A 15,358-nucleotide genomic window follows, 5' to 3' on the forward strand; every position below is an offset into this window, starting at 1 on the left:
GATAGGCCTTACATGGCACGCAGTTCTGCTCGCACAATGCCGTATTGACTGTGTTCACGGCTTGTGCTACAAAGTAGATACTAAAATTTGGCAAGCACGGCGGGATCGCCGAAAGAGGAGGTATGATGGTCAAAATCTATCATGATCGCGATGCCAACCTGGACTTACTGAAGGGTAAGACAATTGGCATTATTGGCTACGGCAGTCAGGGAAATGCCCATGCCAACAACCTTAAGGATAGTGGTTGCTCGGTGATGGTAGCCGAAGCACCTCAGAGTGAGGCGTGGAAGAAGGCTAAGAAGGCCGGCTTCGAGGTGGCCACGGCTGACAAGGTAGCCAAGGCGGCAGACATAATCGTAATGCTTGTTCCTGACAATCTGCACCCGGCGGTCTATCGCGAGTCCATCGAAAAGGGGTTGTCTGCAGGCAAGACCCTGATGTTCGCTCACGGATTTAACATACACTATGGGCAGATCGTGCCCCCGGCTAACGTCGATGTCAGTATGATAGCGCCCAAGAGTCCTGGGCCCATGCTGCGCCGTCTCTATACGGAGGGCAAAGGACCGCCGGCTCTGGTAGCCGTTCAACAGGATGCCTCAGGAAAGGCGAAGGCTGTAGCTCTGGCTTATGCCAAGGGCATTGGCTGCACCAAGGCTGGGGTCTTGGAGACCACCTTCGCAGAAGAGACAGAGACCGACCTCTTCGGTGAGCAGGTGGTGCTCTGCGGTGGTGTCTCTGCCTTGATAAAGACAGCCTTCGAAACCCTGGTCGAGGCGGGCTATCAGCCGGAGATAGCCTATTTTGAGGTTTGCCATGAGCTAAAGCTCATTACCGACCTTATCTATCAGGGCGGATTGACCTACATGCGCAATTCGGTGAGTGATACTGCTGAATATGGCGACTATACGCGTGGGCCCAGGGTCATCGATGAGATGGCCAGGGAAGAGATGCAGCAGATACTTGAGGAGATACAGGATGGTAGCTTTGCCCTGGAATGGATACTGGAGAATCAGGCCGGCCGTCCCTGTTTCAACACCCTGAAGAAGAGGGAGGCGGATCATCCCATTGAGGCTGTTGGCAAAAAGCTGCGGGATATGATGCCCTGGCTTAAGGGCTGAGCTGATTAGGTTTCTTCCGAGTTTACTAGTCAATAGATGGTCTTCCTTACTCGGCTCATTGCCAAATAGCGATGAGCCGAGTAGTGAGCATTACCGTTAGGCAGGGAATGAAGTATGGACAAAGTCATCATCTTTGATTCGACTCTTCGAGATGGAGAGCAGGCGGCGGGGGGGATGCTGAACACCCAGGAGAAGCTGGAGATAGCCAGGCAACTGGAGAGGTTGGGTGTAGATGTTATCGAGGCTGGCTTTCCCGCCAGTTCTCGAGGCGATCTTGAGGCTGTGAGACTTATTGCCAGTGGGGTCCGGCAGTCGTCCATTTGCGCTCTGACCCATGCGAATGCCCAGGCCATTGACACTGCCTGGGAAGCGGTCAAAGAAGCCACACACCCGCGCATCCACGTGTTCCTCTCCACCTCGGATGTTCACCTCGCTCATCAACTCAAGAAAAGCCGTGATGAGGTTCTCGATCTGGCGCGAACTATGGTGGCTCGGGCCAGGACTTATGTGGGCGATGTGGAATTCTCCCCGATGGATGCCAGCCGTACTGAACCTGCCTACCTTTACACGATCATCGAAGCGGTTATCGAGGCAGGGGCGAGCACGGTGAATATCCCTGATACTGTAGGCTACGCCATCCCGCAGGAGTTTGGGAATCTGATTCAGGGCATATTTCATAGTGTGCCGAACATACATAAGGCCGTTGTCAGTGTTCACTGCCATAATGACCTGGGACTGGCGGTGGCAAACAGCCTGGAGGCAGTGAGGCAGGGGGCGAGGCAGGTGGAATGCACCATCAATGGCATTGGGGAGCGGGCGGGCAATGCCTCTCTGGAAGAGGTCGTTATGGCCATCAAAACCCGCAAGGACCTCTTCGATCTGACTACCCGGATTGACACTACGCAAATCTACAGGACCAGCCGTCTGGTCAGTGAACTGACTGGTTTTGTAGTACAGCCCAACAAGGCTATTGTCGGGGCTAATGCCTTTCGTCACCAGTCGGGCATCCATCAGGATGGAGTGATCAAGAGGGCTATCACCTACGAAATCATGGATCCCCGGGATGTAGGCATTCCGGCCAGCATTCTGGTATTGGGAAAGCTGAGCGGACGCCATGCTTTCAAAGAGAGGTTGGCAGAACTGGGATATACCTTGAGCGAAGAAGACCTGAATCGCGCCTTTATCGCCTTCAAGGAACTGGCAGATAAGAAAAAGGATGTCACCGATCGCGATATCGAGAGACTTGTGGCCCAGGAGATGCGCACTATTTCTGAAACGTACCATCTGGATCACGTTGAGGTTTCCTGTGGTGACCACAGTATACCCACGGCTACGGTGAGGCTCATTGGCCCTGATGGCAAGGTCTTTGCTGATGCTGCTCTGGGTACCGGGCCTGTAGACGCTGTGTATAAGGCCATCAACCGCATCATCGGCGTACCCAACAGGCTTACCGAATTCAGCGTCAATTCAGTTACTGCTGGAATCGATGCCATGGGTGAGGTCTTGATCAGGATTGAAAGCGATGGCGTGACCTATACCGGACGTGGAGTTGCCACCGACATTATCGTTGCCAGCGCCAGAGCCTATATGAATGCCCTCAATAGGCTGCTGGCAGCTAAGAAGAGGAATCCAGTTGACGCTGGCTGAGAAAATCCTCGCCGCTCATGCTGGTAAAGATAAGGTCACTCCCGGCGAGTTAATAAGCGTCAGGGTCGATCTTGTCCTTTCCAATGACATTACTGCCCCCATCGCTATCAAAGAGTTCCAGCGTATTGGGGTGAAGAAGGTCTTTGATCCTCAGAAAGTGGTCATGGTCCCTGACCACTTTATCCCTAACAAGGATATCCTTTCCGCAGAGCAGGCCAAACTGATGCGGGAGTTTGCCTTGGAGCAGGGCCTGGTCTATTTTGAGGTCGGCCGGATGGGCATTGAACATGTGCTTCTGCCGGAGCAGGGCCTGGTGCTTCCCGGGGATGTGGTCATTGGGGCGGATTCCCATACCTGCACCTATGGGGCACTGGGATCCTTTGCCACTGGAATGGGATCAACAGATATTGCCTCAGCAATGGCCTGTGGCGAGATATGGATGAAGGTCCCTCCGACTATAAGGTTTGTCTATCAGGGAAAGTTGCGCCGGTGGGTAGGGGGCAAAGACCTTATTCTTTACACCATCGGCAATATCGGGGTGGATGGCGCCCTCTATGCGGCGATGGAATTTGCAGGCGAAGCCATCAGGGTGCTCTCCATGGACGGGCGCTTCACCATGGCCAACATGGCCATCGAAGCGGGCGCTAAAGCAGGTATCTTCGAGGTGGATGATAAGACCCTTGAATACGTCCGGCCGAGGGCCAAGCGGCCGTACCAGGTTTACAAGTCAGACAAAGATGCCCGATATGCCAGGGTCATTGAATACGATGTCTCATCGCTGGAGCCCCAGGTTGCCTTTCCTCATATACCCTCGAACACCAGGCCTGTCAGCCAGGTTGGGGAGATTGAGATTGACCAGGTGGTCATAGGCAGTTGCACCAATGGCAGGTTTGAGGATCTGCAGATTGCAGCCCAGATACTCAGGGGCAGACAGGTGCACCCCAGGTTGCGCTGCGTCATCATTCCTGGCACCCAGCATGTATATCTTGAGGCTCTTAGAGAGGGCCTGATCGAGGCCTTCGTCAATTCAGGGGCTGTGGTGAGCACTCCTACCTGTGGCCCTTGCCTGGGCGGTTACATGGGCGTTCTGGCGGCTGGTGAGCGCTGTGTCTCCACCACGAATCGAAATTTCGTAGGCAGGATGGGAAGCTCCGAATCTGAAGTCTATCTGGCCAACCCCGCCGTGGCAGCGGCGAGCGCTATTGCAGGCAGGATTGCCAGCCCTGAAGAGGTGGTAAGTTGAAGTTGACGGGCAAGGTGCACAAATATGGCGCCAATGTGGATACGGATGCCATTGTCCCGGCACGTTATTTGAATATCTCTGATCCTGCCGGGTTGGCCAAGCATTGCATGGAAGGTATTGACACGCAATTCGTACAGATGGTGCGTTCTGGGGATATTGTCGTCGCCGAGACAAATTTCGGTTGCGGCTCCTCCAGGGAGCATGCTCCTCTGGCGATCAAGGCATCCGGTATCTCCTGCGTTATCGCCAGAAGCTTTGCTCGCATCTTCTTCCGCAATGCTATCAATATAGGTCTGCCCATTCTGGAATGCGGCGAAGCGGTGGAGGTAACGCAACCCGGCGATATCCTGGAAGTCGAGCTCGAAACGGGCGCCATCAAGAATGTTACCAGAGGTCGGGTATTTCAAGCCAAGCCGTATCCCGAGTTTATGTTAGAGCTCATTGTGGCTGGAGGGCTTATCGAGCATACCAGGAGGAGACTCAAGGCAAAGGGAGTGATTCTATGAAGTTTGATATAACTGTTTTACCTGGTGATGGCGTTGGCCCGGAGGTGGTAGTGGAGGCAGTCAAAGTGCTGGAGACAGTGGGCAAGGAATTTGGACATGAGTTCCGCCTGCACTATGGGGATATCGGCGGTGTTGCTATTGACCAGTCCGGCGTTGCCCTGACTGCTGAAGCCCTGAAGATGTGCAAACGGGGCCATGCAGTGCTGCTGGGGGCTGTGGGTGGCCCTAAATGGGATGACCCTCTGGCCAAGATTCATCCTGAGGATGGCCTTCTAGCGTTGCGCAAAGGATTGAGGCTTTTTGCTAACCTCCGGCCGGTCAAGATATTCCCTGTGCTTGTCGATTGCACTACTCTGAAGCCTGAGATTGTCAGGGGGGTGGATCTGGTGGTGGTGCGTGAGCTTACTGGCGGGCTCTACTTTGGCAAACCCAAGAAGCGCTGGCAGACCTCCCAAGGCAGACGGGCTGTGGACAGCATGCTTTATTCGGAAAAAGAAATCGAGCGTATCCTGAGAGTGGGATTTGAGCTAGCCATGAGTCGGCGGAAGAAGCTGGTCTCAGTGGACAAGGCGAATGTTTTGGAGTCCTCACGGCTCTGGCGGCAGATGGCTACGGAAGTGGCTGCCGAGTACCCCGGAGTAGAACTGGAACATATGCTGGTGGACGCCTGTGCCATGAGGCTGATACAGCGTCCTACCTACTTTGATGTTGTCGTCACTGAGAACATGTTCGGTGATATCCTGACTGATGAGGCATCGATGCTGGCTGGCTCCATGGGAATGCTGCCGTCGGCCAGCCTGGCAGCAGTGCCCAAAGCGGGCGTGATGACCTTTGGACTTTATGAGCCGATTCATGGCAGCGCCCCCAAGAGGGCGGGCCAGAATATGGCCAACCCGATTGCTACTATCCTGAGCTGTGCCATGATGCTGCGCTACTCCTTCGGTCTGGAGACAGAGGCAAAGGCCGTGGAGAAAGCGGTGACCAGTGTCCTGGAAGCAGGCTACCGCACCTATGACATCATGGAAGAGGGGCGAACCAGGGTGGGGACGAAGGAAATGGGCGCTCTGATTGTGAAGGGCGTAAAGGCATGATGTCGTGTATGGTTCAGCTTCCCGAACGGGCGTAGCCAATCTACCCCTACACTATGGTAAGACACCTCCCTGGCTGTTTCAGGCGAAGATAGGCAGTACAGAAAAGAGAGAGTCCTTGAGTCGGCTCGACAAAGGTTTCCGCTATGCCTGAGACACTGGGTGGACCGAGGCAGTCCTCAGATAGCCATGGCATCTGCCTTTATCTGAAGGGCGAATGGTCCCTGCCCTGACGTGTTTGACTGCAAGCTTAATTTGGCTGTAATCTTAAGTTTGAAATGCGTATTATTGCTGGCAGTGTGAAGGGAGCAAGGCTCAACTCTCCGAAGTCCTACCTGCGTCCCACGACCGGACTGGTTCGAGGGGCCATATTCTCCATCCTGCAACCCATGGTCGGCGAGGTCTGGCAGACCCTTGACCTCTACGCTGGGAGTGGTGCGTTGGGGATAGAAGCCCTCAGCCGTGGTGCCAGTTGGGTGGATTTCGTGGAGCATGATGCGAGATCCTGCACCGTAATCAAGGAAAATCTGGAGAGAACAGGGTTCACATCACAGGCGAAGGTCTACTGTTGCAGCGTTACCAAGGCACTTTCTATACTCAGCAAGGAGTATGACGTGGTGTTATTGGACCCTCCCTACTCCGATCCCTCACTGGTAAGCACCTTGAATAGCCTGTTCGATTCTTGCCTTGTTGGAGGAACCTCTACGGTAGTGGTGCAACATTCGACTCGTCAGCCACTGCCCGAGGAGTTCAGGCAATCCCGCATGGTCAAGAGTCGGCGTTATGGCGATACCTCCATTTCATTCTATCAGCAGGAGGGTGTAAATTGAGAATAGCGCTTTATCCCGGCAGCTTTGACCCGGTGACCAAGGGCCACGTTGATGTTGCCACCAGGGCAGCAGCCCTCTTTGATCATCTGGTTATCGGTGTTTTTGATGCTCCTCCGAAGAACCTCCTCTTTACTACGGAGGAGAGGGAGGAATTGCTCAAAAAGGCAACGTCCCATCTAACCAATGTAAGCGTGGAACCATACACCACACTTACTATTGAATTTGCCAAGAAGATAGGGGCGAAGTTCATCGTGAGGGGGTTGCGGATGGGCTCTGATTTTGAGCGAGAGTTTGACATGGCGCTCATGAACCGGAAGCTTTGCCCGGAAGTCGATACCATCTGTCTTATGTCCAGTGCAGAATATCAGTTTATCAGTTCCAGTCTGCTTAAAGAGGCGGCACAGGGAGGTGGTGATGTCCGTGTCTTTGTGCCCGAATGCTCTGCCATTGCCTTGAGGAAGAAGCTCATGGCCAAGTCCAAGAGAACATAGAAGGAGGTATTTCTGATGGCTTACAAGATTACGGATGAGTGCATCAGTTGTGGAGCCTGCGAGGTAGAATGCAAGAACAATGCTATCAAGACAGAGGACGCGATTTATGTGATTGATCCAGGCAAGTGCAGTGAGTGTGTTGGCTGGTACTCATCCCAGAAGTGTGTAGAGCAATGTCCTGTGGACTGCTGTGTACCCGATCCTGATCATAAGGAAACCCGTGAGCAACTCCTGGAGAAGTGGAAGAAGCAGAATCCGGGGAAGACGCCCGCCGCTACATAGCGATCAGCATGTAATATGCAGGATGGCTCTTGCCTTCCTGCTTTGGCATATCAACTAGTGCAGTTTGCCAACTGCCTCATGAGAGGGAAGGGCCGACATTAGCTGAACCCTTCTATCTTCTGGGGCCATGGGCTCTCGTATTCTCATGGTTTCCGCCTAAGTGAATAATTCTGTGACCACGTTCAATTTATCGGGAAGGAGAGCGAGCAGAAGCCGGAAGCTATCTATCAGTAACCTGGCGAGAGCAGAATTGCCAATGGCATCTTCTACTCCGGATGCGCCAACGCCGCCCGCCCACTTACCCACAGCTATCATGACAGCGGCAGCCAGCAGGGCTCCGACAAACAGGCCGAGGAGTGCCCCTCCGAGCGAATCGAGCCAGCCCAGCATGATCAATTTGATGAATTGCTTTATTATGGTGCCCACCAGGTGGAATATCACCATAACAATGATCAGGACCAGAATGAAGGCGAGGACATAGGCCCACTCCGCCCCACTGGGGGAAATCTTATCCGCCAGTGGACCGGCAGCCCAGCCGGCGAAGGCTACCCCGGCAATCAGTCCCAGAAAACCGAAGATGGCCAGGATGAGCCCCTGCCTGAATCCGGCAAAAGCTCCGATCAACGCCACGACGATGATGACTCCATCTACCCAGGTCATTCTTCACCTCGCAAGAGCCAGGCTAGGCGCCAGGCCTTGATTATGTTACTCATATCATAATATACCAGGAGGTCAAGTCTAAGTAGCGAAACGACCCAACAGCCAGGTGATGATCACAAGAAGGACGATAGCCACCATGGGTGTAAGGTCAAACATGTCGACTTTGGGCACTATGCGGCGCAGAGGGGCGAGGATGGGTTCGGTGATGTAGTTGAGTATAACTATTATGGGGTTATCAGGGCTGATCTGAAACCAGGATAGGAGAGTCCGGATCACGATAGCCCACATAAGTAGTTGACATAAAATGAAAACGACCCCGACGAAGGTGTCCATATCCTATTCTCCTCTGAGAGCCTTTGCCTTTTCGTAACCGGCGATGATAGCCCGAGCCAGGAGTGCCCGCAGTCTGCCCTCCTCCAGCTGGTGCAATCCCTCGGCTGTCGTTCCTCCTGGCGAAGTGACCAGATTTCGCAGTTCAGCGGGGTGCTTGCCTGACTTCTGGGCCAGGTGTGTTGATCCCGAGACTGTCTCCAGCACCAGCTCCTGGGCCATTTCACGGGGGAGGCCGATACGCACTGCAGCATCGATGAATGACTCGATGATGAGGAAGATGTAAGCTGGCCCGCTTCCGCTCACCGCAGTGGCCATATCAATATACTTCTCGTCCGAGACAAATATCTGTTTGCCCAGAGCGCCCAGCACCGAGCGGGCTCTCTGTTTGTCCTCCTCCGTTGCCTCACTGGCGGCGGTCCATACGGTCATCCCCTCCCCGATCTGGGCCGGCATGTTGGGCATGGCGCGGATGACCGAGTTGCGGTTCAGGCCGTGGCAGATATTGGACAAGGTTATCCCGGCGGCTATGGAAATGACCGTCTGTTCGGGCTTGAGGAAGCTCTTCAGTTCTGCCATTACCCCAGGCATCGAGACCGGTTTGACCGCCAGAACAATAGCATCAGCCTTCTTCGTGGCAGAACGGTTGCTGGAGACGGCAGCCACCCCGTATTCTTGATGGAGATAGGAACGCCGTGCCCCGCTGACATCACTGGCCGTGATATCGGTGGCTTTGGTTACCCCCCTGTCCAGAAGGCTCCGGATCATAGCCTCACCCATGTTTCCACCGCCCACAAAGGCAATTCTCATGGCACTAATCCTCCCTCTCGCCAAAGATGGCGCGCCCGATCCTTACCATTGTTGCCCCCTCCTCGATAGCCACCTCAAAATCGTTGGTCATCCCCATAGAGAGGTGCTCCAGTCCCAGTGAATCCCTCAGCAGCCTGATCTGGCGGAAGACGGGGCGAACGTCCTCGGGATTGTCGGTGTACGGGGCGATAGTCATCAGCCCCTTTATCTCCAGATGGGGAAGCTTGGAAATCCGCTCTACTGCTGTGTGGACCTCATCTGGAGCGAAGCCGTATTTGCTTGTTTCACCGGCAACATTCACCTGGATGAGGATGGGCAGCGTGTGCTGAGACTGTTGGCTGATAGCCTCTGCTACCCTGATGGAATCGACACTATGAATCATATTGAAAAACTCTGCTGCTATCCTGGCCTTATTGGTTTGAAGATGTCCTACCATATGCCAGACGGGACATGGGTGCAGTACCGATAGCTGCCCGATCTTGTCCTTGGCTTCCTGTATTCTGCTCTCGCCGAAGTGCCTGATGCCTGCCTGGAAAGCCTCTTGGATGTAGCTTGGATTTATTGTCTTGGTGACTGCAATAGCAGTTATCTCAGCAGGGGATCGCCTGGCCTTTTCAGCAGCCCTGGCAATGCGCCTCTGCAATCCACGGATATTGTGCTCAACATCCGTGGATTTAACTTCCGTTGCCGCTGATTTTCCGCTCATCTCGGATAACAGTATACCGTGGTTTATCCCAAACCTGAAGTTGGAAATGCAATCTTAGGTATCATGCTTCGTTCTGTGGGTGTCGTCCTTCTGATGAAGGACTCCTCACAATGACACGGGGTGAATCAGTCCTTTCTGGCTATATGACATCCGAACAGCAAGTGGAGGAGTTTTGCCCCCTTCTCCGGAGGGGTAGTTGCGGAAATCCAGGACAGGGAAGACCCCTTTAGGGCCTCCCGCAGAGATCACGCCGCTTTGACCGTCTCAGGGGCTTTCTGCGCCTTCCCCTCAATCGCCTCCTGGGCTGCTACCAGCCTGGCCACAGGGATTCTGAAGGCGCTGCAACTGACGTAGTCCACTCCGATCTGGTGAAAATATCGCACCGAGCGAGCTTCGCCGCCATGCTCCCCACAGACCCCTATCTCAATATCTCTCTTGTTCCTCCTCGCCCAGAATATGGCCGTCTCCATCAGCCGCCCCACCCCCTTGACGTCAATCACCTCGAAGGGGTTGTCCTGAAGAATGCCCAGCTGGAGATAGGTCGAGAGAAACTTCTTCTCCGCATCCTCCCTGCTGAAGGAATATACTGCCTGTGTCAGGTCATTGGTCCCGAACGAGAAGAAGTCAGCCACATGCGCCAGCTTGCCTGCCCGCATGCAGGCGCGAACGGTCTCCATCATCACCCCAAACCTCAGTCCGGAGGCCTTCACATGCCTCTTCACCCACAAAAGCTCTTGCACCGTGATCACCTGGGGTACCATGACTGAGACATTTACCTCCACCTCATTCTCTACCTCGGCCTTCGCCTCACAGATAGCCTCAACCTGCATCTGGTAGATTTCGGGGTTGGTGACACCCAGTCTCACCCCCCGATGGCCGATCATGGGATTAACCTCCCTGAGTTGCCTCACCCTCTCCTTGATCCTGGGATCAGTAGTATCCGTCTCTGATGGCAGGAATTCGTGGAGCGGCAGGTCAAGAAGTCTGATGATGATCGACATCCCCTGCAGCTCCTTGAAGATAGCCACAAAATCATCCTTTTGAAGCCGCTTCAACTTCACCAGGGACTCCGATCGCTCGGCGGTGGTTTTTGCCAGAATGAATTCCCTGATGGCCGAAAGGCGCTCGGGCGCATTGAATTGACGTTCGGTGCGGCACAGGCCCACCCCTTCACATCCAAAGCTCTTGGCCAGCTTGATCATCTCCATAGTATCAGCGTTAGCTCTTACACCCATGCGCCTGAAACCATCAGCCCAGGAAAGAAGCTCGCCTACCTCCGCCCCCACCTCCACCTCCCCCAAAGGCAGGACCCCCTGGTAAACCATGCCGCTGGTGCCATCTATGGTAATCTCCATCCCTTTCCTGACCACATGCCCCCGGACCTCGAATTGCTCTTTCTGCATGTCTATCTTTATCTCTTCGGCACCACAGATGCAGGGCTTGCCCATAGCCCTGGTGACTATGGCGGCATGCGAGGTAAGTCCCCCCCGCGACGTGAGCACACCATCGGCAGCAGCAATGCCTTGAATATCGTCCGGGCTGGTCTCCGGCCTGACCAGAATAACCTTCTCACTTTTCTCAGCCATTCGTACGACTTCCCGAATGTTAAAGGCTACCTTGCCAGTGGCTGCCCCCGGGGCCGCATTCAGCCCGTGCGCCAGCGGCTCATACTGCTCAGGGTTTTTGATGCACTTATGCAAGAGCGCATTCAATTCCTCCGGTTTCACCCGCATAACAGCTTCCTCACGGGTGAGCAGTCCTTCATTGGTCATATCAACGGCTATCTTCACCGCCGCCTGCCCGCTGCGCTTCCCCGACCTGGTCTGAAGGATATAAAGCTTGCCCGACTCCACAGTAAGTTCCACATCCTGCATATTCTGGAAATGCTCCTCCAGCCTGCGGGTTATCTTTTCCAGTTCGGCATACACCTCTGGCAGAGCAGAACGCAGATCCTCGATAGGGCCAGGCGTTCTTGTTCCTGAGACCAGATCTTCACCCTGAGCCTGGCTTATATATTCACCGAAAATCCCAGGGGTACCCGTACTCGGGTTCCTGGTAAATATCACTCCGGTCCCCGACTTTTTGTCCTTGTTGCCAAAGACCATTGCCTGCACTATGGCAGCAGTGCCCATGTCCGCAGAAATGCGGTTGAGCCGCCGGTACTCCACCGCCCTGAGGTTGTCCCAGGAGCTGAATATCTTCTTGATGGCAGACATCATGCTGGCCTTGTCCTTGATGTTGAGCACTGTGTCCATCATCCCCGGCATGGATACCGGGGCCGAGGAGCGAACGGATACCTCCAGCCCGCTGCCCAGCTTCTTCCCGCGCTGTTCCTCCAGCCACCCCAGAGCATTGTCAATCTCCGTGGTTGGCAAACGACCGCTGTGCTTATAGTCTTTGTAGGCCTCGATGGAGACCACAAAGCCGGGGGGCACTGGCAGCCCCAGCTTTGTCATGGTAACCAGATTGGCCCCCTTGTTGCCTAAGAGCTTCTTGTCTTCGCAATCATCCTGAAAACGGTAAGTAGCTGCCATCTCCACCTCCTGCCCTCACTCCATTATTAATATGACAATTATAACTTGTGAGAACATTTCCAACAACCATGTGTTTGCGAATGATGGTGCTTGGGGTTTCTGCCCCTCTGCACTCTCCGGTTGCTGAACAATCTTCGCTGCTGCTCCTTCTGATTCAATGAAATTGTCTCCTTTTTCATAGGTTGCCATTTTCACAGAACCATTGATGGGTGTCATTATCTTAGAACTACCACAAACTACCACACACATGTTTGACTTCCCTGGGTGGTATATGTTATAGATAAAGACCAGACTTTTTGAAGATAAGGAGATTGGCAGCATATAGTCAAAGAACTCCGGATCAACGAGTGGATCAGGGCCAAAGAGGTCTTGGTAATTGGGGAAAACGGCGAAAAGCTGAATGTTATGCCCCTCCGCCAGGCTATTCAGTTGGCCAGAGAACATGATCTGGACCTGGTGGAGGTTGCAGCAAGCGCCGTACCGCCCGTATGTCGCGTTCTGGATTATGGAAAGTATAAGTATGAGCTGACTAAGAAGGAGCGGGAGGGAAGAAAAGGACGAAGGTCTTCCATTCTGAGGGAACTCCGCCTCAGGCCCAGGATCGACGGCCATGACCTGGAGTCCAAGATCCGATCGATTGAGCGGCTGCTTGCCGAGGGCGATAAAGTCAAGGTGACGGTTATCTTTAGAGGCAGAGAGGTTACCCGACCTGAGTTGGGGAAGAAGATACTGGAGCAGGTATTACACGATCTTAAAGATAAGGCTGTGCTTGACCAGCCCTTACTGGTAGAGGAGAGGAGCCTGAGCCTTATCTTCTCACCACCCAAGGTTGTTAAAAAGACATCAGCGGAGGTTTCTAGTGCCCAAGATTAGGACACATAAATCGGCCCAGCGCCGTTTTCACGTTACTGGAACCGGCAAAATCATGCATTCCAAGGTAGGTAAGAGCCATCTCCGAAGCAGAAAGTCGCCGCGAGTTAAGCGCCAGTACGCAGTGAAAGTGGGGCTTCATCCCACCAATAGACGCAGAATAAAGCAGCTTTTGCCCTACGCATAAAGGAGGACCAATTGCCACGAGCCAAAGGTGGAGTAGTTACCCGACGTCGCCACAAGAAGCTATTAGAGCTGACTAAGGGGCATCGGGCAAGTAAACATTCCCTCTATCGCCGTGCCCATGAATCCATGCTCAATGCCCTCAGCTACGCCTACCGCCACCGGCGGGAGCGCAAGGGAGACATGCGACGGCTCTGGATCATCCGCATCAATGCTGCCGCCCGACAGGGCGGACTCTCCTATTCCCAATTCATGAATGGCCTGAAAAAGGCACAGATAGAAGTCAACCGCAAGATGCTCGCCGAGGTAGCCGTCCAGGATCCCACTGCCTTCTCTCAGTTGGTAGCAATGGCTAAGGGAGAGAACACAGGCAAGTAATTCAATGCTCAAGGAGCTTGAAGACCTCAAGGCTAAGGCAGTTAGCGAACTCGGCAGCATAGATAACCTTGAGGAACTTGAGAAGTGGCGAGTTCGTTACCTGGGAAGAAAGGGCTCCCTCACTGCTATCTTGAGAGGATTGGGTGATCTTCCAGTTGATGAACGGCGAACAACCGGAGCCATAGCCAACCAGACCAAGGTACTACTGGAAGCTGATCTCAAACTAAAGGAAGAAGCCCTCAAGAGCAAAGATCTGGCCGCTACCCTGGAGCAAACCCGTATTGATATCACGCTGCCCGGCTACCCGGTTTCCCTCGGCCGTCTCCACCCCGTCACCCAGACACTTCGAGAGATATGCAATGTCTTCGTCTCTATGGGGTTCCAGATAGTCGAAGGGCCTGAGGTGGAGTGGGATTACTACAATTTCGAGGCATTGAATATTCCCCAGGACCATCCAGCACGCGACATGTGGGCTACATTCTGGATAGACACCGAAGGCGGTGAGAGATCCAGGCTCCTGCGCACCCATACCTCTCCAATGCAGATCAGGCTCATGGAAAAGACACGCCCGCCTATAAGGGGCTTGATGCCGGGCAGGGTATATCGATATGAGGCCACTGACGCCACCCACGAGTCCATGTTCTATCAGGTTGAGGGCCTGGCCATCGACCGTGACATAACCATGAGTGATCTTAAGGGTACACTCTTTGAGTTTGCCCGCCGCCTCTTCGGAGAAAGCAGAAAGGTGCGTTTTCGCTGCGATTACTTCCCCTTCGTTGAGCCAGGTGTAGAGATGGCCATAGATTGCTTTATATGCCAGGGGGCCGGCTGCCCACTATGCAAGAACACAGGCTGGATCGAGATTCTGGGCGCCGGAATGGTTCACCCCGAGGTCTTAAGAAGGGTAAATTACGACCCTGAGGTTTATACCGGGTTCGCCTTTGGTATGGGGGTGGAACGTATTCCCCTGCTCAGATACGGCATTGACGATATCCGCCTCTTCTATGGTAATGACCTCCGCTTCTTGAAACAGTTCTAACTGGATGAGGAATCTCCTGCGAAAGTGACGAATACGGATGAAGATTTCACTTAACTGGCTTCGAGAGTTCATCAATAACTCCCTGCCTTTGAAGGAACTGGCAGATAAATTGACCATGTCAGGGATTGAGGTCAAGAATATCGAGTCTACTGGCAGGCTCTGGGACAAGATCCTGGTAGGGCAGATAGTTGCCATTGAACCCCACCCCAATGCTGACCGTCTCAAGCTGGCCACTATAGATTTCGGGAAGGGTCACTCCACAGTAGTATGCGGCGCACCCAATATCCAGGTCGGCAATAAGGTGCCCTTTGCGCAGATAGGAGCCCAACTTATCGACGGCCATACAGGAGAACTCTTTCAACTTAAACCAGCCATGATAAGAGGCACAGCCTCTGAAGGTATGGCCTGCTCTGAGAAAGAACTGGGGATCTCTGACAGCCATGAAGGCGTCCTGATACTCCCGCCGGAGGCACCGCTGGGTATTCCACTGGCCGACTACCTCGGCGACGCTATCCTGGACCTGGAGATCACCCCAAACCGCCCCGACTGCCTTTCAGTGATAGGTATAGCCAGGGAGGTGGCTGCTTTCATCAAGCAGGAGATAAAGCTTCCACCCACCGAGTACACCGAGGAAGGGCCGGCC

Annotated in this window: 19 protein-coding genes; 13 read left to right on the top strand and 6 right to left on the bottom strand. The window is 54.0% G+C overall.

Features of this window, described 5'->3' with window-relative positions:
- Positions 1-125 precede the first annotated feature (125 nt).
- From ilvC to NTZ04_09680, 8 genes are all read left to right on the top strand, one after another.
- Positions 126-1,118: a ketol-acid reductoisomerase gene (gene ilvC, locus NTZ04_09645; GenBank protein MCX5992562.1), complete on the top strand. Its 993-nt coding sequence runs from the start codon at positions 126-128 to the stop codon at positions 1,116-1,118.
- Positions 1,119-1,232: 114 nt separating this feature from the next.
- Positions 1,233-2,765, top strand: a complete 1,533-nt coding sequence (locus NTZ04_09650; protein MCX5992563.1) for a 2-isopropylmalate synthase — start codon at positions 1,233-1,235, stop codon at positions 2,763-2,765.
- Positions 2,746-4,008 (top strand): 3-isopropylmalate dehydratase large subunit, encoded by a 1,263-nt coding sequence (leuC, locus tag NTZ04_09655; GenBank protein MCX5992564.1) that lies wholly within the window; start codon positions 2,746-2,748, stop codon positions 4,006-4,008. Before NTZ04_09650 ends, leuC begins: the two co-directional genes overlap by 20 nt.
- Positions 4,005-4,514: a 3-isopropylmalate dehydratase small subunit gene (locus NTZ04_09660; protein ID MCX5992565.1), complete on the top strand. Its 510-nt coding sequence runs from the start codon at positions 4,005-4,007 to the stop codon at positions 4,512-4,514. The genes leuC and NTZ04_09660 overlap by 4 nt, the downstream gene beginning before the upstream one ends.
- On the top strand, positions 4,511-5,605 hold the full coding sequence (gene leuB / locus NTZ04_09665; protein MCX5992566.1) for a 3-isopropylmalate dehydrogenase: 1,095 nt from the start codon (positions 4,511-4,513) through the stop codon (positions 5,603-5,605). Before NTZ04_09660 ends, leuB begins: the two co-directional genes overlap by 4 nt.
- Positions 5,606-5,880: 275 nt before the next feature.
- Positions 5,881-6,432: a 16S rRNA (guanine(966)-N(2))-methyltransferase RsmD gene (rsmD, locus tag NTZ04_09670; protein ID MCX5992567.1), complete on the top strand. Its 552-nt coding sequence runs from the start codon at positions 5,881-5,883 to the stop codon at positions 6,430-6,432.
- Positions 6,429-6,923 (top strand): pantetheine-phosphate adenylyltransferase, encoded by a 495-nt coding sequence (gene coaD / locus NTZ04_09675; protein ID MCX5992568.1) that lies wholly within the window; start codon positions 6,429-6,431, stop codon positions 6,921-6,923. Before rsmD ends, coaD begins: the two co-directional genes overlap by 4 nt.
- A gap of 15 nt (positions 6,924-6,938) precedes the next feature.
- A complete protein-coding gene (locus tag NTZ04_09680) occupies positions 6,939-7,205 on the top strand; it encodes a YfhL family 4Fe-4S dicluster ferredoxin (protein ID MCX5992569.1) in 267 nt (88 codons plus the stop codon).
- 156 nt (positions 7,206-7,361) lie between these two features.
- Here NTZ04_09680 and NTZ04_09685 read toward each other — a convergent pair whose 3' ends face one another.
- From NTZ04_09685 to NTZ04_09710, 6 genes are all read right to left on the bottom strand, one after another.
- Positions 7,362-7,865, bottom strand: a complete 504-nt coding sequence (locus NTZ04_09685; protein MCX5992570.1) for a CvpA family protein — start codon at positions 7,863-7,865, stop codon at positions 7,362-7,364.
- Between the two features lie 78 nt (positions 7,866-7,943).
- A complete protein-coding gene (locus NTZ04_09690) occupies positions 7,944-8,198 on the bottom strand; it encodes a YggT family protein (protein ID MCX5992571.1) in 255 nt (84 codons plus the stop codon).
- A 3-nt stretch (positions 8,199-8,201) separates the two neighbouring features.
- On the bottom strand, positions 8,202-9,005 hold the full coding sequence (proC, locus tag NTZ04_09695) for a pyrroline-5-carboxylate reductase (GenBank protein MCX5992572.1): 804 nt from the start codon (positions 9,003-9,005) through the stop codon (positions 8,202-8,204).
- Positions 9,006-9,009: 4 nt separating this feature from the next.
- Entirely contained in the window at positions 9,010-9,711 is a 702-nt protein-coding gene (locus NTZ04_09700) for a YggS family pyridoxal phosphate-dependent enzyme (protein MCX5992573.1), read from the bottom strand.
- Positions 9,712-9,956: 245 nt separating this feature from the next.
- Positions 9,957-12,245 (bottom strand): pyruvate, phosphate dikinase, encoded by a 2,289-nt coding sequence (gene ppdK, locus NTZ04_09705; protein MCX5992574.1) that lies wholly within the window; start codon positions 12,243-12,245, stop codon positions 9,957-9,959.
- Positions 12,246-12,260: 15 nt separating this feature from the next.
- Positions 12,261-12,461 carry a hypothetical protein gene (locus NTZ04_09710; protein MCX5992575.1) on the bottom strand — a complete coding sequence of 67 codons (201 nt, stop codon included), beginning with the start codon at positions 12,459-12,461 and terminating at the stop codon, positions 12,261-12,263.
- Positions 12,462-12,584: 123 nt separating this feature from the next.
- Between NTZ04_09710 and infC the strand changes: the two genes are divergently transcribed.
- The 5 genes from infC to NTZ04_09735 form a co-directional block, all read left to right on the top strand.
- Positions 12,585-13,118 carry a translation initiation factor IF-3 gene (infC, locus tag NTZ04_09715; protein MCX5992576.1) on the top strand — a complete coding sequence of 178 codons (534 nt, stop codon included), beginning with the start codon at positions 12,585-12,587 and terminating at the stop codon, positions 13,116-13,118.
- Positions 13,105-13,302 (top strand): 50S ribosomal protein L35, encoded by a 198-nt coding sequence (gene rpmI, locus NTZ04_09720; protein ID MCX5992577.1) that lies wholly within the window; start codon positions 13,105-13,107, stop codon positions 13,300-13,302. The genes infC and rpmI overlap by 14 nt, the downstream gene beginning before the upstream one ends.
- Positions 13,303-13,313: 11 nt before the next feature.
- Positions 13,314-13,676 carry a 50S ribosomal protein L20 gene (rplT, locus tag NTZ04_09725; GenBank protein MCX5992578.1) on the top strand — a complete coding sequence of 121 codons (363 nt, stop codon included), beginning with the start codon at positions 13,314-13,316 and terminating at the stop codon, positions 13,674-13,676.
- A gap of 4 nt (positions 13,677-13,680) precedes the next feature.
- Positions 13,681-14,715, top strand: a complete 1,035-nt coding sequence (gene pheS / locus NTZ04_09730) for a phenylalanine--tRNA ligase subunit alpha (GenBank protein MCX5992579.1) — start codon at positions 13,681-13,683, stop codon at positions 14,713-14,715.
- Between the two features lie 37 nt (positions 14,716-14,752).
- Positions 14,753-15,358 (top strand): phenylalanine--tRNA ligase subunit beta (locus NTZ04_09735; protein MCX5992580.1); only part of this gene is annotated, 606 nt, incomplete at its 3' end.

The organism is Chloroflexota bacterium (genome assembly GCA_026389585.1).
In the GTDB taxonomy this organism is placed as follows: domain Bacteria; phylum Chloroflexota; class Dehalococcoidia; order UBA2247; family RBG-13-53-26; genus JAPLHP01.